At 70.8% G+C, this 24965-nt stretch carries 22 protein-coding genes; 10 read left to right on the top strand and 12 right to left on the bottom strand.

Annotated elements, in window-relative coordinates:
* Positions 1-168: 168 nt before the first annotated feature.
* On the bottom strand, positions 169-1329 hold the full coding sequence (locus tag RM479_RS13635; RefSeq protein ID WP_311512107.1) for an acyl-CoA dehydrogenase family protein: 1161 nt from the start codon (positions 1327-1329) through the stop codon (positions 169-171).
* A gap of 420 nt (positions 1330-1749) precedes the next feature.
* Between RM479_RS13635 and RM479_RS13640 the strand changes: the two genes are divergently transcribed.
* Positions 1750-2712 carry a LysR family transcriptional regulator gene (locus RM479_RS13640; RefSeq protein ID WP_311512108.1) on the top strand — a complete coding sequence of 321 codons (963 nt, stop codon included), beginning with the start codon at positions 1750-1752 and terminating at the stop codon, positions 2710-2712.
* On the opposite strand, the gene RM479_RS13645 is transcribed toward RM479_RS13640, so the two are convergent.
* The 4 genes from RM479_RS13645 to RM479_RS13660 are packed head-to-tail and all read right to left on the bottom strand — an operon-like array spanning position 2666 to position 6523.
* A complete protein-coding gene (locus RM479_RS13645) occupies positions 2666-3103 on the bottom strand; it encodes a hypothetical protein (protein WP_311512109.1) in 438 nt (145 codons plus the stop codon). The two genes, RM479_RS13640 and RM479_RS13645, sit on opposite strands and share 47 nt — an antisense overlap.
* The gene (locus RM479_RS13650) at positions 3100-3666 is read right to left on the bottom strand and encodes a hypothetical protein (RefSeq protein WP_311512110.1); all 567 of its coding nucleotides are present in this window, start codon (positions 3664-3666) and stop codon (positions 3100-3102) included. Before RM479_RS13650 ends, RM479_RS13645 begins: the two co-directional genes overlap by 4 nt.
* Positions 3663-4619 (bottom strand): enediyne biosynthesis protein UnbU, encoded by a 957-nt coding sequence (locus RM479_RS13655; protein WP_311512111.1) that lies wholly within the window; start codon positions 4617-4619, stop codon positions 3663-3665. The genes RM479_RS13650 and RM479_RS13655 overlap by 4 nt, the downstream gene beginning before the upstream one ends.
* The gene (locus RM479_RS13660; protein WP_311512112.1) at positions 4616-6523 is read right to left on the bottom strand and encodes an FG-GAP repeat domain-containing protein; all 1908 of its coding nucleotides are present in this window, start codon (positions 6521-6523) and stop codon (positions 4616-4618) included. The genes RM479_RS13655 and RM479_RS13660 overlap by 4 nt, the downstream gene beginning before the upstream one ends.
* Before the next feature lie 204 nt (positions 6524-6727).
* Here RM479_RS13660 and RM479_RS13665 point away from each other — a divergent pair, with 204 nt between their 5' ends.
* Positions 6728-9169, top strand: coding sequence for an excinuclease ABC subunit UvrA (locus RM479_RS13665; RefSeq protein WP_311512113.1), 2442 nt, complete (start codon positions 6728-6730; stop codon positions 9167-9169).
* Positions 9170-9236: 67 nt separating this feature from the next.
* On the opposite strand, the gene RM479_RS13670 is transcribed toward RM479_RS13665, so the two are convergent.
* The 3 genes from RM479_RS13670 to RM479_RS13680 are packed head-to-tail and all read right to left on the bottom strand — an operon-like array spanning position 9237 to position 11440.
* Entirely contained in the window at positions 9237-10001 is a 765-nt protein-coding gene (locus RM479_RS13670; protein WP_311512114.1) for an ABC transporter permease, read from the bottom strand.
* 20 nt (positions 10002-10021) lie between these two features.
* Positions 10022-11008 carry an ATP-binding cassette domain-containing protein gene (locus RM479_RS13675; RefSeq protein WP_311512115.1) on the bottom strand — a complete coding sequence of 329 codons (987 nt, stop codon included), beginning with the start codon at positions 11006-11008 and terminating at the stop codon, positions 10022-10024.
* A gap of 54 nt (positions 11009-11062) precedes the next feature.
* Positions 11063-11440: a hypothetical protein gene (locus tag RM479_RS13680; RefSeq protein WP_274810887.1), complete on the bottom strand. Its 378-nt coding sequence runs from the start codon at positions 11438-11440 to the stop codon at positions 11063-11065.
* A gap of 270 nt (positions 11441-11710) precedes the next feature.
* Here RM479_RS13680 and RM479_RS13685 point away from each other — a divergent pair, with 270 nt between their 5' ends.
* The 7 genes from RM479_RS13685 to RM479_RS13715 are packed head-to-tail and all read left to right on the top strand — an operon-like array spanning position 11711 to position 19197.
* Positions 11711-12976 carry an ester cyclase gene (locus tag RM479_RS13685; protein ID WP_311512116.1) on the top strand — a complete coding sequence of 422 codons (1266 nt, stop codon included), beginning with the start codon at positions 11711-11713 and terminating at the stop codon, positions 12974-12976.
* A 17-nt stretch (positions 12977-12993) separates the two neighbouring features.
* Positions 12994-14472 carry a Dyp-type peroxidase gene (locus RM479_RS13690; RefSeq protein WP_311512117.1) on the top strand — a complete coding sequence of 493 codons (1479 nt, stop codon included), beginning with the start codon at positions 12994-12996 and terminating at the stop codon, positions 14470-14472.
* Between the two features lie 19 nt (positions 14473-14491).
* Positions 14492-14935, top strand: coding sequence for an SRPBCC domain-containing protein (locus RM479_RS13695; protein WP_311512118.1), 444 nt, complete (start codon positions 14492-14494; stop codon positions 14933-14935).
* On the top strand, positions 14932-16140 hold the full coding sequence (locus RM479_RS13700) for an AarF/UbiB family protein (RefSeq protein ID WP_311512119.1): 1209 nt from the start codon (positions 14932-14934) through the stop codon (positions 16138-16140). The genes RM479_RS13695 and RM479_RS13700 overlap by 4 nt, the downstream gene beginning before the upstream one ends.
* A 16-nt stretch (positions 16141-16156) precedes the next feature.
* Positions 16157-17515: a hypothetical protein gene (locus RM479_RS13705; RefSeq protein WP_311512120.1), complete on the top strand. Its 1359-nt coding sequence runs from the start codon at positions 16157-16159 to the stop codon at positions 17513-17515.
* 37 nt (positions 17516-17552) lie between these two features.
* Positions 17553-18398, top strand: coding sequence for an SRPBCC family protein (locus RM479_RS13710; protein WP_311512121.1), 846 nt, complete (start codon positions 17553-17555; stop codon positions 18396-18398).
* Entirely contained in the window at positions 18388-19197 is an 810-nt protein-coding gene (locus tag RM479_RS13715) for an AraC family transcriptional regulator (protein ID WP_311512122.1), read from the top strand. The genes RM479_RS13710 and RM479_RS13715 overlap by 11 nt, the downstream gene beginning before the upstream one ends.
* 15 nt (positions 19198-19212) lie before the next feature.
* On the opposite strand, the gene RM479_RS13720 is transcribed toward RM479_RS13715, so the two are convergent.
* The 4 genes from RM479_RS13720 to RM479_RS13735 form a co-directional block, all read right to left on the bottom strand.
* Positions 19213-20469 (bottom strand): ABC1 kinase family protein, encoded by a 1257-nt coding sequence (locus RM479_RS13720; RefSeq protein ID WP_311512123.1) that lies wholly within the window; start codon positions 20467-20469, stop codon positions 19213-19215.
* On the bottom strand, positions 20457-21530 hold the full coding sequence (locus RM479_RS13725) for an SRPBCC domain-containing protein (RefSeq protein WP_311512124.1): 1074 nt from the start codon (positions 21528-21530) through the stop codon (positions 20457-20459). Before RM479_RS13725 ends, RM479_RS13720 begins: the two co-directional genes overlap by 13 nt.
* 79 nt (positions 21531-21609) lie before the next feature.
* Positions 21610-22245: a DUF6073 family protein gene (locus RM479_RS13730; RefSeq protein WP_274810872.1), complete on the bottom strand. Its 636-nt coding sequence runs from the start codon at positions 22243-22245 to the stop codon at positions 21610-21612.
* A 62-nt stretch (positions 22246-22307) separates the two neighbouring features.
* The gene (locus RM479_RS13735; protein WP_274810871.1) at positions 22308-23615 is read right to left on the bottom strand and encodes a HEAT repeat domain-containing protein; all 1308 of its coding nucleotides are present in this window, start codon (positions 23613-23615) and stop codon (positions 22308-22310) included.
* A 536-nt stretch (positions 23616-24151) separates the two neighbouring features.
* Here RM479_RS13735 and RM479_RS13740 point away from each other — a divergent pair.
* Positions 24152-24964 carry a helix-turn-helix transcriptional regulator gene (locus RM479_RS13740; RefSeq protein WP_311512125.1) on the top strand — a complete coding sequence of 271 codons (813 nt, stop codon included), beginning with the start codon at positions 24152-24154 and terminating at the stop codon, positions 24962-24964.
* Position 24965: the final 1 nt, after the last annotated feature.

A 24965-nucleotide genomic window follows, 5' to 3' on the forward strand; every position in this document is an offset into this window, starting at 1 on the left:
CGGGGCGGCCCTCCCCGCGAGGAGGCCCCGGAGACCTCACGGTCGCCCGCCCGGTCGTGTGCGGCGGCCTCCCCGAACAGGCCGACGGATCCCGCGGAGGACAGCCGGTGGGCGTCGGGTCGGGCCGTGGGTCGGACCCGTCGGAGGAGCCACCGCGCATCCTCACGGTCAGGCCTGGGCGCCGCGGGCGAGATGGCGACTGATGACCAGGCGCTGGACCTGGTTGGTGCCCTCGACGATCTGGAGGACCTTGGCCTCGCGCATGTGGCGCTCGACCGGGAAGTCGCGCGTATAGCCGTAGCCGCCGAAGACCTGGACGGCGTCGGTGGTGACCCTCATGGCGGTGTCGGTGGCCATGAGCTTGGCCATGGCGGCCTGCCGGGAGAAGGGTCGACCGGCGTCGCGCAGGCGGGCGGCGGCCAGGTACAGCTCGCGGGAGGCGGCGATCTGGGTGGCCATGTCGGCGAGCATGAAGCCCACCCCTTGGAGGTCACCGATGGCCGAACCGAACTGCCGGCGCTCGCGGGAGTAGGCGAGGGCGGCGTCGAAGGCGGCCTGGGCGAGGCCGACGGCGCAGGCGGCGATACCGAGCCGGCCGGAGTCCAGGGCGGACAGGGCGATGCCGAACCCCTTGCCCTCCTCACCGATGAGGGCGTCGGCGTCGAGACGGACGTCGTCGAAGAGCACCCCGGCGGTGGTGGAGGAGCACATGCCCATCTTGCGTTCGGGCGGGGCCGCCGACAGGCCCGGGGCGTCGGCCGGGACGTGGAGGCAGCCGATCCCGTGCGCTCCGGAGTCGGGGCCGCCGGTGCGGGCGAACAGGGTGTAGTGGTCGGCCTCGCCCCCGTGGGTGATCCACGCCTTGGCGCCGTTGATCCGGTAGCCGTCGCCGTCGCGCTCGGCGCGGGTGGTGAGGGCGGCGGCGTCGGAGCCCGAGGCCGCCTCCGACAGGCAGTAGGCGCCCAGTCGGTCGCCGCCGAGCATGGCGGGGAGGTGCTCGGCCTTCTGGGCGTCGGAGCCGAAGGCCGCCATGGGGTAGCAGGACAGGGTGTGGACACTGACGCCGAGTCCGACCGCGAGCCAGCCCCGGGCGAGTTCCTCCACGACCTGGAGGTAGACCTCGTAGGGTTGGCCGCCCCCTCCGTACTCCTCGTCGTAGGGCAGGCCGAGCAGCCCGGCCGCGCCGAGGGTGCGGAACAGATCGCGGGGGAAGGCCCCCGCCTCCTCGTCCCGGGCCGCGCGCGGGGCGAGCTCCTTGTCCACGAGTTCGCGGGTCAGTTCCAAGAGCTGCTCCGCCTCGGGTGTGCGCAGCATGCGTTCGACCGCCATGAGTTCTCCCACCGGTTCCGCGCCACTCCCGCGGGATCGCCGCGAGAATGTAGTAGGACGTCCAACTATAAGGTGACGAAGGGCACTTTACCCCACACGGGACCGGGCGTCGGCGCGTGACCTCGACATCGGCGCCCGTTCGCCCCCGAGGGCTGTACGTCGCGTTCCCTCCCATCGCTTCGCCCAACACATCTGTACACCGACGCTCGGAGCGCCTAGATTCCACGCTGTGACCCCTCTCAGCGCTCCGAAGGAAGAATCCGACGACACGACTCCGCTCCCACGGAGGACGGCCTCCCCCGAGTGGTGTGCACGGGAGTCACATCCGCCCCACCGAACCGCGTTGTACAGTCGACAGGGGCCACCGGGCGCCCCCGGAGAGTGCCGTCCCCTGTCCGGTGACCGGCACAGGAGGATGTGATGGACCTCGAACTCCGCCATCTGCGCACCATCTGCCTCCTGGCCGACACCGGAAGCGTGACCAAGGCGGCCGCCGCGCTCTCCACGTCGCAGCCGGCCCTGACCACCCAGCTCCAACGGATCGAGCGGGAGGTGGGCGGTGCCCTGTTCCACCGCGGACGTTCGGGGGTGCGCCCGACGGAGCTGGGTGATTTCGTCCTGGTGCGCGCCCGCGCGGTCCTGCTGTCCATGGACGACCTGTTGCACGACATCACCGCGCGCGGGGCCTCGCCCACGACGCTGCGGGTGGGCGGGGTCGGACCGCTGGCGATAGAGCTGTCGGCGCGGCTGCCGGAGATCTTCCCCAACGTGCCGGTCCACGTGCGCACCGAGTACTCGCCCAAACTGGTCACGGACCTGGTCCGGGCGGGGCGGTTGGACCTGGGCACCACCATCGACTACGTGGACCGCGACCTGTCCACGGACGGACCGCTGTCCTGGGCGATGCTCGCGGTGGAACCGCTGCACGTGGCCCTGTGGGCCGACCATCCCCTGGCGGACAAACCGTCGGTCGCCCTGAGCGACCTGGCGGACTGCCCGTGGGCGCTGACCCCGCCCGACGGCACCGGCTGGCCGGAGTGCTTCTACCTGGCCTGCCAGCGGGCCGGGTTCACCCCCCAGGTGCCCTACCGGCTCTACGAGCGCTCGGAGATCCGTGACCTGATCGCCCGGCGTCGGGCGATCGCACCGTGCCAATCGGACTTCGACACCGGCGGTGAGGTGGTGATCCGCCGGCTGGAGGGCGAGCCGATACAGCTGCGGCACCTGCTGGTCTGGCGACGCGACAGCGCGGTCAACGGCTCCTCCGACGACCTCGCCCGCCTGGCCCGCGAGGTCCTGGGGCGGGTACCGCATCCGACCGGGCCCCGGACGTCCTTCACCGCGCCGCGGAACGAACACCCCCTCGGTTCGATAGAGGGATGACGGACCACAGGGCCAGCCCCGTCCCCGCCGCCAGGATCAGGGCGGTGACGACCCACTCGCCGGAACCGCCGGGGTCGACGACACGGGTCCCGACACCGATGTCGACCGCCGCCCTGACCGTGCCCGCGGTGCAGTCGTCACCGCCCCCGACCAGCGGCACCCCGGTGAGCCGGACCGAGCCGTCGTCCGCCGCGTAGTCGCCCAGGCAGGTACAGGAACTGTGGCCCAGGTGGCTGACGCAGTCGGAGGAGGTGACGGCGAAGCGACCGGGGGCACCGTCCGCGCGCGCCGCGCGGACGGCCTGGTCGAACCCGCTCGCCCCCACCGCGATCAGACACAGTGCGGCGAGCAGGATCACCACCTCGAAGGGCCCGAAACGACGACGTCTCACCTCACGCGCTCCGGTTCGTCCTCGTGATCGGCGCACCCGCAGGCCATGGCCGCGCGCTCGTCCGCGCGGGGTCTGCGGTGCAGCAGCATGGCCACCACCATGGGTGCGAAGACCAGGGCGTTGTAGAGCAGGTGCAACTCCACCCGCGGAACGAGCAACTGGACGAGGCTGGTCGGGGCATCGCCACCGCCGATGTTCATCCCCGACAGCGCTTGGAGGAGCAGGAGCAGGTGCTCGAAGTGGTGCCAGATCTGGATGCCCAGGGAGATCTTCCACCAGGTGCGGGAACGCCCGGTGAACCCCGGCAGCAGGAGCAGCAGGCCCACCAGCATGAGCAGCGCGTATCCGTAGTGCATCCACTCGGAGGTGACCAGCCAGGGGAAGGGCAGGCCCAGTACGCCCCGGGCCTCCGGGATCGGCCAGTTGAAGATGTAGATCTGGGCGGCCTGGGCCAGGTGCTCCGCCCAGTGGGCCACGACGATGACCATGAACAGGGCGAGCCCGCTCCGGTGACCACGGGTGTTGAGGAGGTCCAGGGATCGGGGGCGGTGGGTTCGGATCATGATCGTCCTTCCTGACGTGGAACGGCGGTGGGGCGGACCGGGAGGGGGAGCAGGAGGATCACACCGCGCAGCGCGCAGACGATCACCAGGGCGAAGAAGAGGCCGAAGACGATGTGCCAGGTGACCAGCAGCCCGTAGACGGCCGCCACGGCGACCCCGAAGATCACCTGGTTCCGGGGCCGCGTCGGGGTCGTGCCGGGGTCGGTGATCATGTAGTTGGTGAACAGGATGAACGCCAGACCGCTCATCGGCAGCAGGGCCGCGACCAGGGCGTGGTCCAGCACCAGCCACCGGATCACCGCCTGGCCGGCGAAGCCTCCGACCCAGCCGAGGATGAGCGGCCACCGGCCGCTCAACCGGATGTTGAGCATGGTCCCGGCCATGAGGACGCCGAGCGGCAGCAACCAGTCCAGCGCCCCCGAGATGTTGTTGGTGAAGTGGTAGGGCGGCGCGATGCCCACCCAGGGAAAGAGCAGAAGGGTGACGACGATCCCGAAGTTCGACGGGTTGAGCACGTGCCGGCGGCGACCGTTCACCGGGATGCGGATGAGGTGCTTGCCGACGACCGCGACGGTGACGGCGAACAGGTAGGGCCACAGCGACTCGTTGCCCCACAGGAGCATCGCGCAGGCCAGACCGGCGATGTGGGTGGGCAGCAGATAGGTGACCAGGGCGCCGGGTCCGCCGGCGTACCCGGGACGCCGGCCCTCGGCCCGGGCGCCCAGGGTCTCCATGAGCAGGTCCACGGCGTAGCCCACCAGCACGACCGCGATCGGGGTCACGGCGGACTGCTCGAAGCCGAGGAACAGGTGACCGAGCACGGTGAACGCGGTGATGCTGGTGGCGAACATGCGCAGGGCCTTGACCCTGGTGTCCGTCGCGGGCGGAGGCGGGGCGACCGGCTCCCCCGCCGGGGCGATGGTCTGCGGGCTCGAAGGTCTCGTCGTCGTCATCTCACCGTTCCGTCGTCGTCGAGGTGGAGGGTGCGGGTGCCCGGCGACAGGTCCAGGTCGACGGAGTGGAGGGTCCCCGTGGTGGACCGCCAGGTGACGGTGACCGGGAGCGATCCGGTCTCGGGCGCGGCCAGGTGCAGTTCCTCGGCGGAGACACCGGTGTGGCCGTTGGAGGGGAAGAGCTGACGGGTCTGGGCGGGAGAGCCGCCGTCGCGGACGGTCACCGTCGCGCCGATCGCGGGCCGCCAGCGGTCCTCGGCCGCCGTGGCCGGGACGAGGGGGCGCAGCACGATTCCCGGCGCCGTCTCGGTGGAGTCGTTGAGCAGAACCGCGGAATCCTCCCACTGGTTGGCGACGACGGCGTCGAGCAGGCCATCGCCGTTGACGTCGCCCAGGGCGATGGCACGGGAGACATCGGTGGTGTCCGGGCCCAACGGGGCGGCGAGGTCGGCGTAACGGCCGTCGGCACCGCGGACCCAGAAGGGGTTGTGCTCGTGCCCGGACAGGTCGTCACCCTCGCGGAAGACGGGCCAGGCCCACGGGTACCGCAGCAGTTCGTCGTTGCCCATGGCCAGTTCCTGGAGCTGGGGCCAGCGGTCGACGTCCCCCTTGAGGAAGCCGGTCGCCTGCATCAGCTCGTCGACACCGTCGTTGTCGAAGTCCCCGGCCTTGACGTCCCAGGCCCAACCGCCCCGGGACAGTCCCAGACTCTCGCTGTCCTGACGGTAGGGAACGCGCCCTTCCAGCAGATCGGCGCCGTCGCCGTCGGGAACGAACGCGAAGTTGCTCTCGTGCAGCGCGTAGGGGGTGGTGATGTTGCTGACCACGATGGTGGGCAGGGCGGCGCCGTCGGTGTAGGTGAAGGTCACCCCCATGCCCTTGTAGGAATCGTTGCCGAGCACGCCGGACTTGGGGGTGACGAGGTCGCGATCGCCTCGGACCACTTCCAACGACACGTCACCGGGGGTGGAGCGGTTGACCAGGAGGTGATCGTTGCCGAAGTCGTTGGCGATGTAGACGTCGGGCGACCCGTTCCCGGTCAGATCCTGAAGGCCGGTCGCCAGGGTCCACCCCGTGACCGCCTCCTCCGGCAGGGCGGTACCGGCGTCGATGATCCGCGGCGGGGTGTCCGGGGTGCCCGTGGGTTCGGTGAGCAGGAGCCGGTTGCGGCCCGCGTTGCTCGCCAGCCCCATGCCGTCCTGCATCTGCATGCGGGTCTCGTCGTCGGCCTCGGGGTCCAGGACACGGGCTCCGTCGGGGAAGTAGTTGCCGACCAGGAGGTCCAGATGACCGGACCCGTCGATGTCGGCCGCGTTGAGGGTGGTGGTGTTCCACACCTGCATCGGCTGCACGAGTTCGTGGGCGGTGAACCAGGAGGCGGTGGGCGCGGAACCGTCGCCCGGCCCCGCGGTGTTGAGGAACAGGACCGGCGACCGCCCCCAGTAGTGGACGATGAGGTCCATGTCGCCGTCCTCGTCGAGGTCGGCCGGGGTGCATCCCATGGGCGCCATCGTCCGGTCGTAGGGCAGGTCCACGGGCCGGAGTTCGACCGGCGGGTACTCCTCGGTGTCCGAGCCGGGGACGGCCCTGATGGTGACGCCGTCGTCGCGCGGATCCACCAGACAGGCGTCGGCGGACCGGCCGTTCCCGCGCAGGTCGGTGAGGGAGACCGCCGCGCCGACCGCCGATATCCATCCCGCGAAGTGCTCCAGGGCGGGTGCCACCTCACGGCGGTGCGCGGCGTCGGACGGCTCCTCGTTGAGGCTGAGCCGTGAGAAGGAGAACGCGGCGGCGCGGTCCGCGGCCTCCGCTTCGTCGGGGGTCGGCCGCAGTGTGAGGACGGCGAGGGTACCGAGGAGGACGAGGGCCACGACGACCCTCAGCGCGTGGAACGGTGACCGCATCGGCGCTCCTTTCGAGAACGGGCTCCGAACATCGCCCCATCGTGTGTCGTGGATGAGACCCCGTCCTCTTCCGTCTTGCTGTTCGATCGGGGTTGAGCACGAATGGAGAAGGGCGATCGAGGAGAAGGAGGAGAGCAACCCGGGAGAAGAGGCACCGGTCTAGGCTGGTGCGGCGGACAGCGAACGCGAGGTGGAGGGACGCCCATGGCGGAGCCGATCGACCGTTCCCGGAACGCGCCCCCCGACCTGCTGCGGGTCCGCGGCGCGCGCGTGCACAACCTGCGCGACCTGGACGTCGACCTGCCGCACCGCGCGTTGGTGGTGGTGACCGGGGTTTCGGGCTCGGGCAAGAGCTCGTTGGTCCACGGGACGGTGTACGCCGAGGCCCAGCGACGGCACCTGCAACCACTGTCGGCCTTCACCCGCCGGTTGGTGGGCGGCTCGATGCGCCCGGACGTGGACTCGATCGCGGGGGTGTGCGCCGCGGTCGCGGTCGCCCAGACGCGGGCGGCGACCAACCCGCGGTCGACGGTGGGGACCGCCACGAACACGCACGACCATCTGCGGTCGCTGTTCGCGGTGTCGGGCTCCCCGGACGGCTCGGCGGGTGTTCCGGAAATGACGGCCCGCGCGTTCTCGTTCAACTCGTCGGCGCACGCCTGCCCGACCTGTGAAGGGCTGGGCACCTCCCTTCACGGAGATCCCGCGCTGGTCGTGGACGATCCGTCCCGCTCCCTGCGGGACGGGGTCCTGCGACCCTGGCGGGACCGGCGGACGACGGTGGAACACGAACTGTCGCTGCGGTTCGCCGAGTCGTTGGGGGCGGATCCGGACCGCCCCTGGTCGTCGTTGGACCCCGGGGTACGACACCGGATGCTGCACGAGAAGGGCGCCGAACTGCGGGCGGAACTCACCATTCGCGGCCAGGCGCGTGTGCGCGACACCCGGTACGTGGGAGTGCTGCCGTGGTTGGCCCTGTCCCTGCGCGACGCCTCGGGCGAGGCCGCTCGGGCGCGCGCCACCGCGTTCATGAGCGTCTCGGTGTGCCCGGACTGCCGTGGCGGCCGTCTCTCGCCCGCGCAGTTGTCGGTGCTGGTGGCCGGCCGGAACATCGCCGACGTGTGCCGGATGGAGATCGCCGACGCGCTGGCGTGGACCGACGAGGTGGCGGCGGCGACGGCGGGAGACCCGCGCGCCGCGCTGGGCGTCGCCGAGATCCGCGGGCGACTGGACGACCTGGTACGGGTGGGCGTGGGGTACCTGACCCTGGACCGTCCCGTGCCGACCCTGTCCGGCGGCGAGGCCCAACGGGTACGGCTGGCCACCCATCTGGGCATGGAGATGTTCGGTCTCATGTACGTGTTCGACGAGCCCTCCGCGGGTCTGCACCCGCGCGACACCGGCCGCCTGTTGGACGCCCTGTGCTCCCTGCGGGACCAGGGCAACACCGTGCTGGTGGTGGAGCACGACCTGGACGTGATCGCCGCGGCGGACTGGGTGATCGAGATCGGCCCCGGTCCGGGCGTCCACGGGGGGAGGTTGATCCACTCGGGTCCGGCGGCGGAGTTGGCGTCGGTCGCGGAATCGGTGACGGCACCGTACCTGTCCGCCCCGAACGGCGCGGGAGCACGACCGCGGTCCACGGAGGATCCGGGGTGGACCTTCGCCGGGTTCACCGGGGCGGAGGGCAACAACCTGCGCTCGGTGTCGGTGCGTTTCCCCATGAACGCCATGACCTGTGTGACCGGGGTGTCGGGAGCCGGCAAGAGCTCGTTGGTGACCCACGTGCTGGAACCGGCGCTGGCCGCCGCCGCCGGCGCCGACGACCGGCCCGCGCCACGATGCTCCTCGGTGTCGGGCCTGGAGGGTGTGACCGGCCTGGTGACCGTCGGTCAGGCGCCCATCGGCAGGACCCCCCGTTCCAACGCGGTCACCTATCTGGGGGTGTTCGACCGGCTGCGGAAGATGTTCGCGGCGACCCCGGAGGCCGCCGAGGCCGGGCTCGGCCCGGGGGACTTCTCGTTCAACAACGCCGGGGGGCGTTGTCCCGCGTGCGAGGGGGCGGGGGTCGTGCAGGTGGAGATGTTCTTCCTGCCCGACGTGGAATTGCCCTGTGAGACCTGTGACGGGGCCCGGTTCTCACGGGAACCGCTGCGCGCCCGCGTGCGCGGGTTGGACATCTCCGAGGTGCTGGGGTTGACCGCCGAGCGCGCGGCCGAGGTGTTCTCCGACGTCAAGGGCGTGAGCGGACCGCTCCGGTCACTGGTCGACGTGGGTTTGGGCTATCTCCTGCTGGGCCAACCGGCCACGACCCTGTCCGGTGGGGAGGCGCAGCGGCTCAAACTCGCCCGGGAGTTGTCCGGTGACACGGTCCCCGGGACGGTCTACCTGCTGGACGAGCCCACCTACGGGTTGCACGCGGCCGACGTCGCCCGTCTGAACACCGTGCTGCGCAGGCTCGTGGAGCGCGGCGGGACGGTCGTGGCGGTCACCCATCACGCGGCCGTCATGGTCGCCGCCGACTGGATCGTGGAACTCGGTGACGAGGGCGGGGCCGGGGGCGGCAAGGTGGTCTCCCAGGGTGTGCCGGCCCGGGTCGCCCGCCAGGACACGCACACCGGCCGTGTCCTGGCCCGGTGGCTGTGACGTCTTCGACCCCCGGGCACGGCGTCGTCCCGCCCCCGGCGGTGGGGGGCGGGACGACGGCCGGCGGTCACACCGGTGACCTGCGTATGGAGCGCACACCGACGAAGAGCCCGAGGGCCGCCACGAGCACGGCCGCCACGACGCCCCATCCCACCTCGGCGGTGAGGATGTGCCCGGCGAACAGCGCCCGCTCCGCGTCGACCACGTAGGTGAGCGGGTTGAACGAGGCGACCGTCGCCAGCCAGCCGGGGCCGGCGTCGACCGGCAGCAGGATGCCGGAGAGGATGAGCACGGGGAACAGCAGGGTCTGCTGGATGCCCCAGAAGGCCCACTCCTGGTGGCGCACGGCGATGGCCAGCGCGTAGGACAGCGCGCCCAGGCCGATGCCGAGCACGCCGAGCAGGAGGACCCCCAGGACGGTGCCGAGCGGGTCGGACGAGAATCCGAACGGCATGGCCACCAGGACGATCACCAGGGCCTGGATCACCAGTGGCGCGAACTCCTTCAGGGCGCGGCCGATGAGCATGGATCCACGGGTCAACGGGGTGACCAGGAGGCGTTCGTGGGCACCGGTCTGGATCTCGGTGAGCAGGTTGGAGCCCATGGTCGAGGTGCCGACGAGGCTGATCATCACCATGATGCCGGGCACGAACCACTGGAGCGCGTTCCCGCCGCCGAAGGCGGACTCGTCGACGGCTCCGGCGAGCAGCGGGCCGAACAGGCCCAGGAACACCAACGGTTGGATGAGACTGACCACGAGGAAGAGCGGGCCGCGGATGATGGGGCGCAGCTCGCGGACCGTGACGGTCGCGATGTCGGAGAGGGATTTCATGGATCGGTCGCCTTCGGCCGTCACACCGTCACCTCCGGTTCGCCGTGGTACCGGTCGCCTTCGCGCAGGGAGCGGCCGGTCAGTTCGAGGAACACATCGTTGAGCGTGGGTTCGGTCAGGACGAGACGGCGCACGGTCGTCCCCTCGGCGTCCAGGGAGCGCAGCAACAAGGGGACGACGGTGTCGCCGCCGTCGACGCGCAGGTGCACGGTGGCGCCGTCGACGCCCACATCGCGGGCGGTCGTCGTGTCCTCGACGGTCTTGGCGGCGCGCACGGCCTCGTCGGCGGCGTCGAAGTCCAGGGTCACGCGGTGTCCGACGTGATCGCGCTTGAGGCGGGCCGCGGTGTCGTCGGCGATGACGCGTCCGTGGTCGATGACCAGGACCCGTTCGGCGTGCTCGTCGGCCTCCTCCAGGTAGTGGGTGGTGAGCAGGATCGTGGTGTTGAAGGTCCGGCGCAGGCCGTCGACGTGCTCCCAGAGGTGGGCGCGATGGTGGGGGTCCAGCCCTGTCGTGGGTTCGTCGAGGAAGAGCAGCGGCGGGCGCGGTACCAGGCCCAGGGCGATGTCGACCCGGCGGCGCTGACCGCCGGACAGTGAGCGGACGGGGCGGGTGAGGAGGTCGCCCAGTTCGAGGAGTTCCACCAGTTCGGCGACGTTGGCGCGGATGTCGGCCCGGGGCAGCCCGTAGGCGCGTCCCTGCGCGTGCAGTTCGTCGTCCACCCGCTGTTCGTGGGCCGCGCCGTTGCCCTGACCGACGAAACCGATCCTGCGGCGGACCCCCGTGGGGTCGGCGACCACGTCGATCCCGGCGACGGAGGCGCTGCCGGAGGTGGGTGGGACCAGCCCGGTCAGGACGCGCAGAGCGGTCGATTTACCCGCACCGTTGGGTCCGAGCAGGGCCACCAACTCCCCCTCCGCGACCGAGAAGGAGACGTCCTTCAGGGCGTCGACATGCTCGTTCCGGCGTACCCGGAACCGGCATCCCAGTTCCTTGACGCTGATCATGGTCCTCCAAACAATCGTGGGCGCGACACGTCGGTACCGCGCACGGCGGAAAGGTCAGGCTCGCTTGATGCGGTTGGCCGACCAACCGTCGTCGAGGGACACGCCGTAGACCGCCTTCCAGCCGACCTCGACCGCCTCGTCCATGACGATGGTCCTGTTGAGCTCCCGTTTCGTACCACCCTTGGGGTAGGAGAGCCAGACCACCGTCGTGTCGGGGACGTCGGGCAGCCGTTCGGTGAGGTTCTTGCGCAGTTCCTCCAAAGTGGTCGAGAAGAGGTGGAGCAGATCGGGTGCGGCCTCGGGCTCGTCGGTGACGGTCGCCGCGGCCGGTAGTTCACCCAGGATGTCGAGGTAGTCCTCCGGCGCGTTGTGCGCGACGACGACGAATCCCGGTTTGATCCCCAGTTTCGCGGCTCCGCTTTTCTCCGCCATGAATTCCTCCCATGTTTCGTTCCCCATATTGGTGCGCGAGTGCGCGCGATAAGGGGCGGCACCCGCACAGTACCCGGTGACCGACACGATACGCGGCGTACGTCTTCTCATGGATTGCTGACTTTCCTCCAAGCCTTTAGATAAGGCCCTGAGCAGGCTTTTCTTCACCTCCCCCAGCCCCGCAAGTTGAGAGAAGGAGCGTTCGACGACCCGGGCTTAATGTCAAGAAGAATCCCGGCTTGTCCCGAACGAGGCAGGGAAAGGAGCACCATGAGCGAGACGACCAGACCAGAAGTGGTGGACGGTATCCGGCGGTGGGTGAGGGAGGTCTTCAACGAGCACCGTGTCGATCGCGTCGAAACGTTGAAGGTCGCCGACTACGTCGACTGGAACCCCTACCCGGGGCAGGACGTCGCCCTGAACGGGTTCAAAGGCGTGCTGGAGGAATTCCTGGAGTCGTTCCCGGACTTCCGCTACGACGTCGACGAGGAGCTGTTCGAGGGCGACAGCGTGGTGTGCGTCGGCAAGTGGTACGGCACCATGCAGAACGAGTTCATGGGGCTGCCGGCCTCGGGCGAACTCATCACCGCGCGGCGCACCGACGCGGTACGGTTCCACGGCGACAAGATGACCGAGCGCTGGGGCGTGGGCAACGAGCTGCGGATGCTGCGCTTCCTCGGCGTCATCGGCACCGGCCCCGAGGTCACGGCGGTCGAGACCTTCGAGGAGACGGCGCGGGCGTACCTGGACGCCGTGCTGGGCCGGTTCGACCTGGCGGCCCTGGACGCCCTGGTGGACATCGACGCGGTGTCGGACGCGGCGGGCTCCCTGGTCCACCTGTGCGTCGTCGGCGCCTTGGACGGATACGCGGTCGACGTGGAGCGGCTGGGCATCGACGGCGACACGGCGACGGCCGAGGTGACCGTGCGCGGCACGTTCGCCAGGCCGATGTGGCGGACCGCGCCCACGGGCGCCGAGGTGGCGCTGCCGTTGACCGTCACGCTGCACGGTTCGGGCACGACCATCACATCCGTGACCCTGGCCTACGACCTGGAGGCGATGGCCTCGGCTCTGGGCGCTCCTGAGGGCGAGGGCGTCGTCGAGGTCACCACTCCGACCGGTACCACCGGTGACGGCAAGTTCGTGCTGCGCGCGTTCGTCAACGAGGTCCTCAACGGACGCGACGTGTCGGCGGTGGGGCGGTTGATCTCCCCGGAAGCCACCGACCTGCACCAGGAGACCGTCACCACGGCGGCGTTCCTGCACGCCTTCCCGGACTACCGGTTCAGCGTGGAGCGCGTGATCATCGACGGTGACCGGGCGTCGCTGCTGGCCGCCTTCGCCGGCACGCACCGGAGGGCCCTGATGGGTCACGACGCGACGGGCACCGCCGCGATCACCCGATCCATCGACGTCTTCACCGTCACCGACGGGCGCCTGTCGGACATCATCTACGGGTTCGACATGTACTCGTTGCTGACACGCCTGGAGATCTTCCCCGAGAAGGGCCGCTACCCCGGCGTCGCGGCCGGTTGACCCGACCAGGGGAACATGTGGACGCGAAGATCGCGGACGGCCGCAGGACGGCCCGGGAACCCCTCCTGGACCTGAACGAGATCCAGGGCAACATCCTGGTGCCGTTCGGCGGCCCCGTCCAACACCACCTCTACCTGCGGCTGACCGGGGACCCTCACCGGTGGCTGGCGCGTGTCGTCCCCCGGGTCACCTCCACCAGGGCCCTCATGGACCTGCGGGCGGGGGGCGGTGGGGGGACCGCCGTCGGAGTGTCGTTCTCCGCCTCCGGGCTGCGGATGTCGGGGCTGCGCCCCGACACCCTGTTGGACGTGCCCTTCCAGGACGGCCTGGCCGCTCGTTCGTCGTTGCTGGGCGACCCCGTGGACCCGGCCGACCCCGGACACGCGGGGAACTGGCCGGTGGGCGGACCCGGAACGACGGCGGACGCGCTCCTGGTGGTGCGCGCCGCCGACGACGGGGCCGCCGCCGCGCTGGCGGACCGGCTGACGGCCGGCCCGGGGGGACCGCGCGTCCTGCATCGGGACCGGTGCGCGTCCCTGACCGGCGAGGGGAACCGGTACGAACGGGAGCACTTCGGCTACCGGGACCCGGTGTCCCAGCCCGCCGTGCGGGGGGTGGCCGCAGACACGGGGGAACCGTTGTCGCCGGTCACCGACCCCGAGCGGCCCGAGGAGGCCCTGCCGGGACAGCGACGGTTGTGGCCGGGCGAGTTCGTCTTCGGACACCCCGGGCAGGATCCGCTGCTGTCGGACACGCCCGGACCGGTGGTCTCGGGAGGACCGGATTGGACCGTCAACGGTTCCCTGTTGGTGACGCGGCGCTACCGCCAGGACGTCGAATCCTTCCTCGCCTTCGCCGAGCGTGCCGCGGCCGAGCTGGCCCGCAGGGGATTCCCGGGGTGGTCGCCGGACGCGATCTCGTCCCGGTTGTTCGGACGCTGGCGCGACGGGACCCCGGTGAGCCTGCGGCCGAACGGCCCCGACCCGCGGGTGTCGTCCTGTCCGTTGTCGGACAACGACTTCGGGTTCACCGCCGAACGCGGCCCCGTGGACGACACCCGGGGCTGGCGCGTCCCGGTCGGCGCGCACATCCGCAAGGCCTACCCCCGTGACCACGAGACCGACCTGGAGACCACGGCCGCGATCGAGACGCACCGGCTGCTGCGCCGCGGCATGCCCTACGCCGATCGGGGGGAGCGGGGGATGGCGTTCGCCTGCTACCAGACATCGCTGGAACGGCAATTCGAGTTCGTCGTGCGCTCCTGGCTGAACAACCCCTACCAGCAGCACGAAGGCGACAACCACGACCCGATCGTCGGACGGCCCCACCGCCCCCTGGGCGATCGGGTCCCGCGCGAGTTCGTCCTGCGCATGCCCTCCGGGGACTCCGAGGGGACCCTGGTGCGCCTGCCGATGCCGGAGCCCTTCACCGCCCCCCGCGGCGGTGGCTACTTCTTCACCCCCTCGCTGTCCACCCTGCGGGCTCTGACCCGTTGACCCACCCAGGGAGAACACGATGACCGTCCCCCTGTCCCCCGTCTCCATGGACGTCGACGTCCCGGCCCGCACACTGACCCTCTCCTTCCCCTTCGACACGGCGCCGGAGCGGGTCTGGTCCGCGCTGACCGACCTCGCGTCGGTCGGTGCCTGGCTCGCCCCGGCCGTCGCCGAGGGGACCGACAGGTACGTCCTGACCTTCGACCACGAGGGGCACGTCCACGACAAGGTCTTCGAGGTGGCCGAGTGCGTCCCGGGACGGACGCTGACCGGTGTGCTGCACGATCCGGGCCACGCCGACTCGGTGCTGAGCGCCCGGATCGGGAAGGGAACGTTCACGCTCACCCACACCGACGTGTCCGAGGCCCTCGTCGAGGGGTACAGCGCCGGCTGGCCGTACTACCTGGGCAGGCTGGCGGGCCTCGTGGCGGAGGACGACGGGGCGACGGGATCCGCGTCGTGAGGGGCACCGCCGCGCGCACGGTCGTCATCCTGGGCCGCTCGCTGTACGCCGGCGCCCGGTGCCTGCCCCATCTGGTGCGTCGGCGCTCGTCCCCCGAGACCGCGGAACGCTCCGACGAACGGGTGGGGAGGCTGGTCTCCGACCTGTGCGCGGACCTGGGACCGGCGTTCGTGAAACTGGGTCAGCTGGTGTCGACCCGGGAGGACCTGCTCCCCCGGGGGCTGTGCCGCGTCATGCGCGACCGCCTGGCACTGGGATACGGGCTCGAAGGCGCCCGCCGCGGCGGGCCCCGGCGCTCGGGCAGCATCGCCGTGGTGGAACGACGCACCGGCCCTTCGGGGGACCTCGCCGTGAAGACCTGCCGTCCCGGCGTCCGCCAACGGCTGGAGACGGATCTGGCCGTGGTGGAGGCGACGGCGCGTGCCGTGGCACGGTTGCCCTTCTGCCGGGGGATGCCCGTGGTGGCCTTGACCGAGGACTTCTGCGCCGTGGTGCGTCGGCAGACCGACCTGGCGGCCGAGCGCGCGGCGCTGGAACGGTTCGCCTCCCTGGAGGACCGTTATCCGGTGGTCTTCCCCCGCCCCGTGGGCGTCCCCGGGGACCGCGACACCCTGCTCATGGAGTGGATCCCCGGGCAGGAGGAGGGGGGCCGGCACCACCCGGGGCCCCAGGGTGGCCGACTGCTGTTGACGCTGGTCTTCGAGATGCTCTTCACCACGGGCGAGATCCACTGCGACCTGCACCCCGGGAACTGGTGGTTCCTGGAGGACGGCCGGCTGGCCGTGGTCGACGGCGGTTTCACGTACACGCTGGACCGGGCGACCCAGGAGCACTTCACGGAGTTCTTCCTGGGCATGGCGGCGGGCAACGCCGAGGTCTGCGCCGACCACGCCCTGGCCGTGAGCATGGGACCGGTGTCGGCCGAGGACGAGAAGGGGTTCCGTCGTGAACTGGAGCGGCTCATCACGGAGGTCCACGGGATGACGGCCGGGGCGTTCAGTCTGACCGCGTTCATCGCCGACTTCTTCATGATCCAGCGCCGGTACAACGCCTACTCGCGCACCTCGTTCGTCTTCCCGCTGGTGGCCCTGCTCGCGGTGGAGGGACAGGTCAAACGGATGTGCCCGGACCTCAACTTCCAGGCGGTGGCGCACCCGGTCATCCTGCGCGGCCTCCTGGCCCGCAACCGCAAGCCCGTCTGGTGAGCGGCGGAGCGCACAGGTGGCGACCTCCCTTCGGACGGGCCCCGCACTCCAGGGCGGCGGCTCCCACACCGCCGACCTGGTGTTCCGTGAACGCGCCTCCGGCGAGCGCGCGTTCCGTCGCGTCCCCGCGCGCACCGAGTTCGACGTCGGCCCCCGGTACGTCCGCGTGCGCCCCGGACGGCGGTGGTCCCCCGGCGACGGCGACCGGCTCCTGGCCGCGCTGGCGTGGGCCGAACGGTGGCGCGCGCCGGTGGAGGTGGTCGGGGACGGTCTGCCCCTGGGCGGTGTCCTGGCCGCGGCCGTCGCCGAACGGCCGTGGCTCCGGGTGAGGGTGAGATCGAACGGTGACCGTCCGCACGGCCCGGTCGACACCACCTCCTGGGAGCCGGTCACGGCGCCCCGGTGGCGACCACCCGTTCCCGGGCCGGTGGTGATCACCGGTGGTCTGGGCGGCATCGGCCTGCGGTCGGCACGGGAGTTCGCGGTGCTCGGGCACCCGGTGGTCCTGGTGGACCGGACGGACGAGAGGGGACTGCCTCCGGAACGGGCCGAGGCCCTGGCCGCGGTGCGCGCGACGGCGCCCACGACGGTGGTGCGCGCGGATCTGGACGGGATCGACGCCCACGCCGTGCTGCGGACCCTGTCCGCGCCCGCCGTCCACCTGGTGCACGCGGCGGGTGAACTGGGGTTGCGACGGTGGGACCGATGGTCGGGAACGATGCTGGACCGGGCCGCCCGACGGCGTGGGGAACAGCTGGGACGGTGGGTGCGGGCGGCGGCCCGGGGTCCGCTGGCGAGCGTGCTCGTGCCGGGGTCCACGGAGAGTCGGGCGGCGCACCGGGGGTTCGGCGCCTACGCCCTGTCCCACGCCTGCTCTCGGGCTGCCGTCCGAGAGTTGGCGGAGGCTTTCCCCCGGGTGACGTTCACCGTGGCGGAGTGGACGCTGTGGAGCGAGGTGGGCATGGCCGCGGGTGTGGCCGGCCCCGGTCTTCGCGCCGCCGGTTTCGCGGTCGTCCCGCCGGCGTGGGGGGCGCGCACGCTCGTCCGACTCCTGGGGCGTCCGGGGACCGAGGGAGAGGCGGGGGTGTACGCGCTGGGCGGGCCGCGCCTGTCGAGGTCCTCGGGGGCGGTCGCGGTGGTGGGAGGTGTCGGGGGCGCGGCCAACCTCGACCCCGCGGACCCGGGGTCCACGCTGAACCGTGTGCTCCGGGGATGTCTTCCCGGCATCGGACACGCGCGGGTGGAGGCTCCGACCGGGCACGGCGGCCCTCGCACGGTGCGGGCCCTGGTCGGCCCGGATGGTGTGCGGCTGTGGTCGTCGGATCCGCAGGACTGGCGGCCCGACGGAGGGTACGAGGCCCTGGTGCCGTTCTAGGAACCGGTGGCGACGCGAGAGCGGAGAGGAGGTCGGTGTGGAGGCGATCGAACGCGCGGTGCCGATGCCCGCGCCCCCGGAGCGGTTGTGGCGGGCGATGAGCACCCCCGCCGCGGTCGGCGACTGGTTGGGCGGGCTGGGCCCGGACGGCGTGCCGCACGGGTCCGACGGCACGCACGGTACGTGGATTCTGACCACGCCCTCGGTGGAGTACGTCCGTCTCCGGATCCGTGAGGTCGGTCCGGGGCGGTCCATCACCCTGGACTGGTCCGAGTTCGGTGTCGAGGCCCCGAGTCGGATCCGGGTGGCGGTGGAGACGGGACCGGCCGGTTCGCTCCTGCGGATCAGGGAGGAGTTCCCCCATGCGCGTTCTGTGCCCCGTGTGGCACGGGAGGTCTTCTGGGACGACTGTGTCGAACGGCTCCGTTTCTACCTGGTCGCGGAGGAAGGAGGCCAGACGCCACCGGGAATCCGCTCCATCTCCCTCGGGGTGCGCGTTCCCGTGGGGACCTGGTTGCCCCTGCACCGGCGGAACCTCTTCCGATGGTTGCCCGTGAGCGGACCGGGCTATCCGCCGACGGCGTTCTACGTGGTCGATGACGCGGGCCCCTGGCGTTTCCCCATCCGCCGGGTCGAGGACTACTTCGACGAACGGCTCAGTCTGTTCGTCGACGTGGGCGACGGGGTGACGCGCGCCGTGGTGCGGACCCACCACGACGGCACCGGGGTGGTGTTGTCGATCCATCACTCTCGGTGGCCGATCGTATCGGGGGCCGAGAGTAGGATGACCCGGCTGCGCGACGTCTTCGAGATCACCTGGCGAGCGAGTCTGGAACAGGCCGTGAGAGCGGCCGGCTCTGAAGGAGGACGACATGGCCGCTGACGGGACCGGCAAGGACAACCCCGCCCAGCGCGAGGCGGTGCTGACGGCCGTGGGCGCCATCCGCGAGGACCCGGCCGCCCCGCACCTGCTGGCCGATCTCGCGTCCTCGGGTTTCTACAGTCAGTTCCACTTCCATCGGATCTTCGCCAGGCACACGGGGACCACCCCGGGACGTTTTCTGACGGCGTTGCGGATGCAGGAGGCCAAACGCCTGTTGGCGGAGACCTCCGAGACGGTGATGAGCATCAGCGATCGGATCGGTTACCAGAGCATCGGTTCCTTCACCACGCAGTTCACCCGCCTCGTGGGGGTCTCCCCGGGAAGGTTCCGGGAACTGGTGGACGTCCTGGCGGGATACCGCGTCACCGAGCCCGACCTGGAGCGGGCCAGGGCCACGGGGAGCCGCACGGTGGACTGCCGACTGACGCTGTCCGGCACGGCCGGGACGCCGCTCACCGATCGGATCTCGTTCGTGGGCCTGTTCGACTCGGGTCTGCCCCAGGGCGGGCTGTCGGGGTTCGGGATCGTGCAGGGGGCCGCGGGCACGCTGTTGGAACAGCGGCCGGCGGCGGGACGGTCGGAGATGTTCCTGATGTCGCTGTCCGCCCACTCCCCCCTGGTCGACCTGGCCGTGGGCGGCGATGAGGACATGCTGGTCAGCCGGGGACGCACGGCGGCCGGGAGCGGGACCGCCGCGCTGACCCTGAGAGCGCTCGACCCCTTGGACCCCCCGGTGGTGTCGGCCGCCCCGGCCGTCCACCTGCGCTCGTTCCTGGGCGGGCCCTCCCGTGGCCGGTGAACGAGGCGGGAACGGTCAGAACCCGTCCTGGATCTCCACGGTGGGCATGAGGGAGCGCAGCGTTCCCTCGGCGACCATCAGCGCGGACAGCGGGAACACGAACTCCGCCCGCGAATGCACGCCGTAGCGGGTCTGCAACTCGAAGATCCCGTTGCCGAACTCCGCCATGGTGAACACACCTCCGTCACCGCCGTGCGCCCGGACGTGGCGTTCCATCGCCTCGACGAACTCGCCCCGGCGCCGTTCGTCGGCGTCCGGCGCGCTGTCGAAGACGATCTCCCCGCAGGTACGCCCGTCGCCGATGGCGATGGCGCGGAAGAAGCGGTCCAGGTTCTCCCTGGTGTGCTCCGAGACCCGTACCGCGTACCCGGCGTCCAAGAGCACGACCCGGCCGTTCCCGTGGACGTAGAGGTTGCCCGGATGCAGGTCGCAGTGGACGAAACCGTCCTCGAACACCATGCGCCGCACGGCGCGCAGGGCACGGCGCGCCGCGACCGCCTGCGCGGTGGGCGGGACCCGGGCGCCCAGACCGGGGACGTACCGGGTGACCAGTACGCTCGATCCGCACAGATCCGGGTACAGGGCGGGGACGTCGACCCCGGGCAGGCGGGCCAGGTTCGCGGCCAGAACCCGGTGGTTCTCCGCCTCGGCGATGTAGTCGGTCTGGGCCATGATCACGTCGGCGACGTAGTCGACCAGGTCCGCCAGTGGCCGGCCACCGGTGCGGTCCCAACGGACCGCCAACGACGCGGCGGCCCGCAGCAGCCTCAGGTCGGCCGCCATGAGCCGGTCCACGCCCGGACGGCGCAGTTTGACCGCGACCCGTTCGGAGCCGACGGCCCCCCGGTAGACGCAACCGACGGTGCCCGAACCGAGCAGGATCCCGGTGACCTCGACGTCGGCCAGAGCCGGCACCTCGTCCCGCGCCCTCCGGAGGGCGACCGCGCGTTCGGCGGCGGACATGGGGCGGGCCCGATCGTGCAGCACGCCCAGGGCGTCCGCCCAGATCGGGCCGATCATGTCGCGCCGGGATCCGATGAGCTGCCCGGCCTTGGCCGCCGTCGGCCCCAAGCGCTGGAGGCCGACGGCCACGGAGGTCGCCACGCCGCGCCGGGCGCCCGCGGCGCCTCCACCCGGCAGACCGGCGACGGCCGCGACCGCGGCGGTGACGACCGTGCCCGCCCCGATCAGACCGAGCGCGCCCAGGCGGCGGGCCGTCTCGAAGCGCGTCGGGGCGGGGCGCGCGACGCGGCCGGGGGTCACCTGCTCCACGCGTGCGGTCCCGGTCCGTCGGTCCCCGATCCCGGCGCCTCACCCGGGGGGCCGCCCATCAGCAGGACCAGCCGTCCGAAGGCCGACGCCCAGAAGGCGGTGAGCAACGCCCGGTCCACCGGGGCCTCGGCGAGCTGCCCGAACCGTTCCCACCCGGAGTGGAACACCTGGAGGACGCTGCGTCCCAGGCCCGCCGGTTCGATCCACAGGTGCCCGTCGAGCGGGCCGGGCCACCCGAGGCGGTGGAGGGTGAACTCCAAGCGGGGCTGGAAGGAGGGGAAGCTCTGGTTGGCCTCGACGTGTCGGGTCACGGCCAGCGAGGCCGTACCGCTGGCGTCGCCGATGGTGAAGTCGACCCGGTCACCTTCGACGAGGGTGCCCGAACTGCGCCCGAGCCAGAACTGGAGGGCCGGTATCGAGGTCAGCGTCGACCAGGCCTCGAAGGTGCCGAGGGGCAGCTCGGTCTGGACGTAGGGTCCCATGCGCCGCCAGGGCCACCGCTGCCGGCGGCCGGTGCGCAGGTGTTCGGCGAGCTGGTCCAGGATGCCGGGCCAGCCCATGCCGTTCCAGGACCGCCAGTCCGAGGGCGGGTTGGTGGCGCGCTCGACGACGCGGACACGGACCACCCCGCCGGTCGGTTCGGAGAGTTCCCAGCGCACGGTGGTCGCGGGCCCCACCCCGACCCAGCGCCACAGGTGTTCCAACAGCGCACGGCCCTCGTGGGGGGGTTCGGCGGCGACGGTACGGCACCAGAAGAACTCGCCGTCGTTGAAGTCCAGCGCGCTCTCCCGCCCCGGGGCGGCCCAGAACTCGTCCGCGTCGGCGAACCACTGGGCGATGGCGTAGGGATCGGTGAGGGCGTTCCACACGTCGTCGAGGCCGTGGCCCCGGATGTGGATGTCGCTGACGAGTTCCTCCCAGCGGCGGTGGGCCACCGGGTGTCCCCCCGACGAGCCGAGGGGAGGGAATTCGAGGATCTCGTGGGCGAACTCGGGGCCGCCCGGCGGACCGGATTCCGGGCGGGGCCGCTCTTCGGGGGGTGCGACGGGTTCGACGGACACGGGGCTCTCCACTCTCGATGCGGGTCGGGGCGCGCGACGGTGGGTGGACGGGCCCCGCCCGTCCACCCACCGCGGTCGATCAGCTGAAGCGCTCGGGGGGCAGGTAGCCGCCCATGTTGAACTTCAGGCTGGTCAGGTAGGCCGTCGGCTCGTCCCAGGGGGTGCGGACGTCGTAGAGCGGGAGCATCCGGTAGATCTGCCCCTTGCCGGGGGCGCCGGCCGGTGGGATGGAACGGACGTCGTCGATGGTGAGGATGACGGGCTCGCGGTTGAACAACCGGGTGCCCAGTTTGGGGATGTCGAACATGCAGCCGACGGCCATCCGGCAGGCCTTGGCGGCCGGCCCCTCCCCCGCGTAGGGGTCGAAGGGGGTGCGGATCTGGCCGGCGGAGAGGTACTCGGGGTTGAGGGTGACCGTGATGGTGCCCAGCTCCTCGGAGACACCGGTCATGTGCATCTCGATGAGGTTGGTGTAGACCTCGGCGTCGGCCCACTCCTCGTCGGTGGCCGGGGAGCGCACGACGCGCACGTAACCGTCGAACTCGACGTCGAACTCACCGACGCCGGGGATCGCGAAGGTGTCCCACGAGTGCAGGCCCAGGTTGTCGATACCGGGCTCGGGCGCCTTCCACTTGACGACGGGGGATCCCTCGTACAGATTCGGCACCCCCTCGGTCTCCACCGGGCGGCCGAGCAGGGTCTTCTTTTCGGACATGGACTTTCCTCACCTTTCCTGTGCAGGGAACCCGAAGGGCCCGACGGGCCCCGCGGGGTTCGTCAGACGCGGCCGGGGCGGTGGTCGGAGCAGGTGCGACCGGGCTCGTCGGGGATGCCGTCCTGGTCGCTGTCGAGCTCACCGTCCACGGTGCTGTACACATCGCGGGAGTTGAGGTCGATCTTCCCGTCGCCGTCCCAGTCGTTGAGCTTCCCCTTGAAGGTGCCGAGGATGAACACGTTGGTCTTCGGCCCGACCTCGGGGTCGTGGAGGGTGGACAGGATTCCGTTGCCCGGGGCCAGCATCTCGGTGATGTCCTTGCCGACCATGTTCTCGACGTCGGTGTAGCCCCACCCCTGGAAGCGACCGCGGACGTAGCGGATGGCCGATTCCCCGCGCACCTGGATGTCGGGGTCGAGGAACCAGGTGCCGAAGCGGGCGAAACCGATGTCGGTCTGGCGGGTGCCCCGGCTCGGGTCCGCCGCGCGCCCCGAGTGGTAGAAGGTCCGGGGCACCTGGGACTCGAAGTAGAAGTTGCCCCGGTCGGCCCTGGTCCGGTCGGTGAACCCGCGGAACAGGTAGTTGTCCATGTGCCGGGTGCCGTCCTCGTACAGCCCGTCGATGGTCTTGGCCATCAGGAGCTGGCGTTCGCGCGTGGCGACGTTGGGGCAGGCGTGCGCCTGGCCGTAGACCCGGGCGAGGCCGCGCGGCCCGAGGGAGAGCTTGCCCCAGTGCCGGTTGGTGTCGTCCAGGCGGATGTACAGGTCGCAGTGGATGAGCAGGTAGATCGTCTCGTCGAAGGTGCGACCCTCGGTGAAGACGGCCTCACGCGCGTCGAAGGCCGGGTCTCCGGTCCGCAGTTCACTGAGGAAGAGCTTGGCCCACTCGGCGATCTCGGGGTCCGGGTCGTCCAGGAACCGGGACAGGGTGCTCATGGCGTGGGGGCCGCCGAGCTTCTCGATGGCCCACAGGGTGTCCCACCGGATCTCGCGGTCCTTCTCGGTGCGCACGACCTGTTCCAGCACCTCGAAGACGTCCGCGGGGTCGCGGTCGGCGTACTCGAAGACGGCCTGCTCACGGGCCACCGGGTCGGGGTGGGAGAGGGCGTCGCGGGCGAGTTCCTCGTCGGTGCGCGTGTCCAGGCGGACGGCGGCCTTGTTGAGGGCGTAGCCGAAGTCGCTCTGCCAGGCGGCGGGGTCGCCGGCGACGAGGCGGGGGTCCATGCTGAGCGTCGTGCGGTAGGAGAAGTTGAGCGCGTCGCGCTGCTCACTGGCCAACTCGGTCAGGGGCGGCTGACCGGCCAGGCCCGCCTGGAGTTCGGCGTCCGCGGGGTCCGGCGGCGGTTGTTTGTGCGCCAGGTCGATCGCCATCTGTTCTCTCCTTTAACCAGCTAATGGGCACCGGGATTATGTTCACCACGATAGGTTCACCGGCCAACGAATTCCTTCTCGTGCATTGCTGGCCGTCCCGATAACACAATCTTCAATTGGCCGCAACACCCGAACACCGATCAATGCCCCGAGAATGCGACCGCCAGGACCAAACCACTGGGCGTGACTAATGAAACACAGAGAAGAGTCACCCTCGGAGCGAGGAGACCCCAAACGCAACAAGAGACCCATGCGTACACACAAGAACAGTGGGAAGCACTCTGAACAGCGAGGAACCCAGAACCTCGCGCGGATGACGCCCCTCAGGGGCCGTTTTCGGACGTGACCCATCCGTGCGCACGACCCTCCCCATACCGGGGATTCAACGCTTGGTCACATTATCGCCGGCACCGAAAAGAGCAATACGGAAGACGTCGCCGGGTCAATCTTCGTACAAGATGATCGGATACACGGGAACATGCAGCACCCCGGTGAACACCACGACATCCCCACATGCCGTAGAGTCACGAGGAGCCATGGTGCGAGAATCGGTTTGTCAAGCAGTTTCTTTCATACACAGACGCTATGCCGAGCCGATCACCTTGGCCGATATCGCAGCCGAGGTCTTTGTAAGCCCCTTCCACTTCTCCAGGCTGTTCACCCAGGAGGTCGGGATCTCTCCGGGCAGGTACCTCGGCGCGGTCCGCATGTTCGAGGCCAAGAGACGCCTGGTCGCCTCCTCGATGAACATCTGCGACATCGTGCACAGCGTCGGCTACAACAGTGTGGGCACCTTCACCAGCAGGTTCACCCGTCTCGTGGGCATGTCGCCCAGGGAGTACCGCAAACCCGAGGTGGGGCGGTCGATGGTCGCGGTCTCCAAGGACTTCAACCGCATGCCCTCACCGGTCGAACTGGCCGGTTCCCCCGGGCCCGCGAGCCTCGACGGAGAACGGCACACCGGCAGCGTCCGCGGCATGATCGAACTGCCTCGCGCGATCCCCGACGGCCGGCTGCTGGTGGGCGTCTACGACACGATCGTGCCCCAGAACCGCCCCGTGGCCTACAGGTTCCTTCCCGCCACCGAGCGCGTCACCTTCACCCTCGGCAACGTCCCGGGCGGGGAGTGGAGCCTCATGGCCCTGGCCATGAGAACGGGCGCCCCGGCCAACGCCGACGTACTGGTCGGCACCCTCCCCCACCGGCTCACGGTACGGAGGGGGATGGACACCTGGACCCGGATGTCGATGCGCCGTTTGGCGTCGACCGACGTGCCCATGGCCATCACCCTCGCCGACACCTCCTCCGACCACGTCCACGTGACGGCCCCCCTGGCCTGCGGCCGATGAT

The sequence above is a fragment of the Nocardiopsis lambiniae genome (genome assembly GCF_031845465.1).
Taxonomy (GTDB): Bacteria; Actinomycetota; Actinomycetes; order Streptosporangiales; family Streptosporangiaceae; genus Nocardiopsis; species Nocardiopsis lambiniae.

Bases quoted from the DNA above. Each gene is read 5' to 3' on its own strand.
- RM479_RS13735 (WP_274810871.1), bottom strand. From the start codon at position 23,615: ATGGCGATCGACCTGGCGCACAAACAACCGCCGCCGGACCCCGCGGAC.
- RM479_RS13650 (WP_311512110.1), bottom strand. From the start codon at position 3,666: ATGATCCGAACCCACCGCCCCCGATCCCTGGACCTCCTCAACACCCGT.
- RM479_RS13660 (WP_311512112.1), bottom strand. From the start codon at position 6,523: ATGCGGTCACCGTTCCACGCGCTGAGGGTCGTCGTGGCCCTCGTCCTC.
- RM479_RS13635 (WP_311512107.1), bottom strand. From the start codon at position 1,329: ATGGCGGTCGAACGCATGCTGCGCACACCCGAGGCGGAGCAGCTCTTG.
- RM479_RS13670 (WP_311512114.1), bottom strand. From the start codon at position 10,001: ATGAAATCCCTCTCCGACATCGCGACCGTCACGGTCCGCGAGCTGCGC.
- RM479_RS13655 (WP_311512111.1), bottom strand. From the start codon at position 4,619: ATGACGACGACGAGACCTTCGAGCCCGCAGACCATCGCCCCGGCGGGG.
- RM479_RS13640 (WP_311512108.1), top strand. From the start codon at position 1,750: ATGGACCTCGAACTCCGCCATCTGCGCACCATCTGCCTCCTGGCCGAC.
- RM479_RS13740 (WP_311512125.1), top strand. From the start codon at position 24,152: ATGGTGCGAGAATCGGTTTGTCAAGCAGTTTCTTTCATACACAGACGC.
- RM479_RS13695 (WP_311512118.1), top strand. From the start codon at position 14,492: ATGACCGTCCCCCTGTCCCCCGTCTCCATGGACGTCGACGTCCCGGCC.
- RM479_RS13715 (WP_311512122.1), top strand. From the start codon at position 18,388: ATGGCCGCTGACGGGACCGGCAAGGACAACCCCGCCCAGCGCGAGGCG.
- RM479_RS13675 (WP_311512115.1), bottom strand. From the start codon at position 11,008: ATGATCAGCGTCAAGGAACTGGGATGCCGGTTCCGGGTACGCCGGAAC.
- RM479_RS13665 (WP_311512113.1), top strand. From the start codon at position 6,728: ATGGCGGAGCCGATCGACCGTTCCCGGAACGCGCCCCCCGACCTGCTG.
- RM479_RS13680 (WP_274810887.1), bottom strand. From the start codon at position 11,440: ATGGCGGAGAAAAGCGGAGCCGCGAAACTGGGGATCAAACCGGGATTC.
- RM479_RS13685 (WP_311512116.1), top strand. From the start codon at position 11,711: ATGAGCGAGACGACCAGACCAGAAGTGGTGGACGGTATCCGGCGGTGG.
- RM479_RS13730 (WP_274810872.1), bottom strand. From the start codon at position 22,245: ATGTCCGAAAAGAAGACCCTGCTCGGCCGCCCGGTGGAGACCGAGGGG.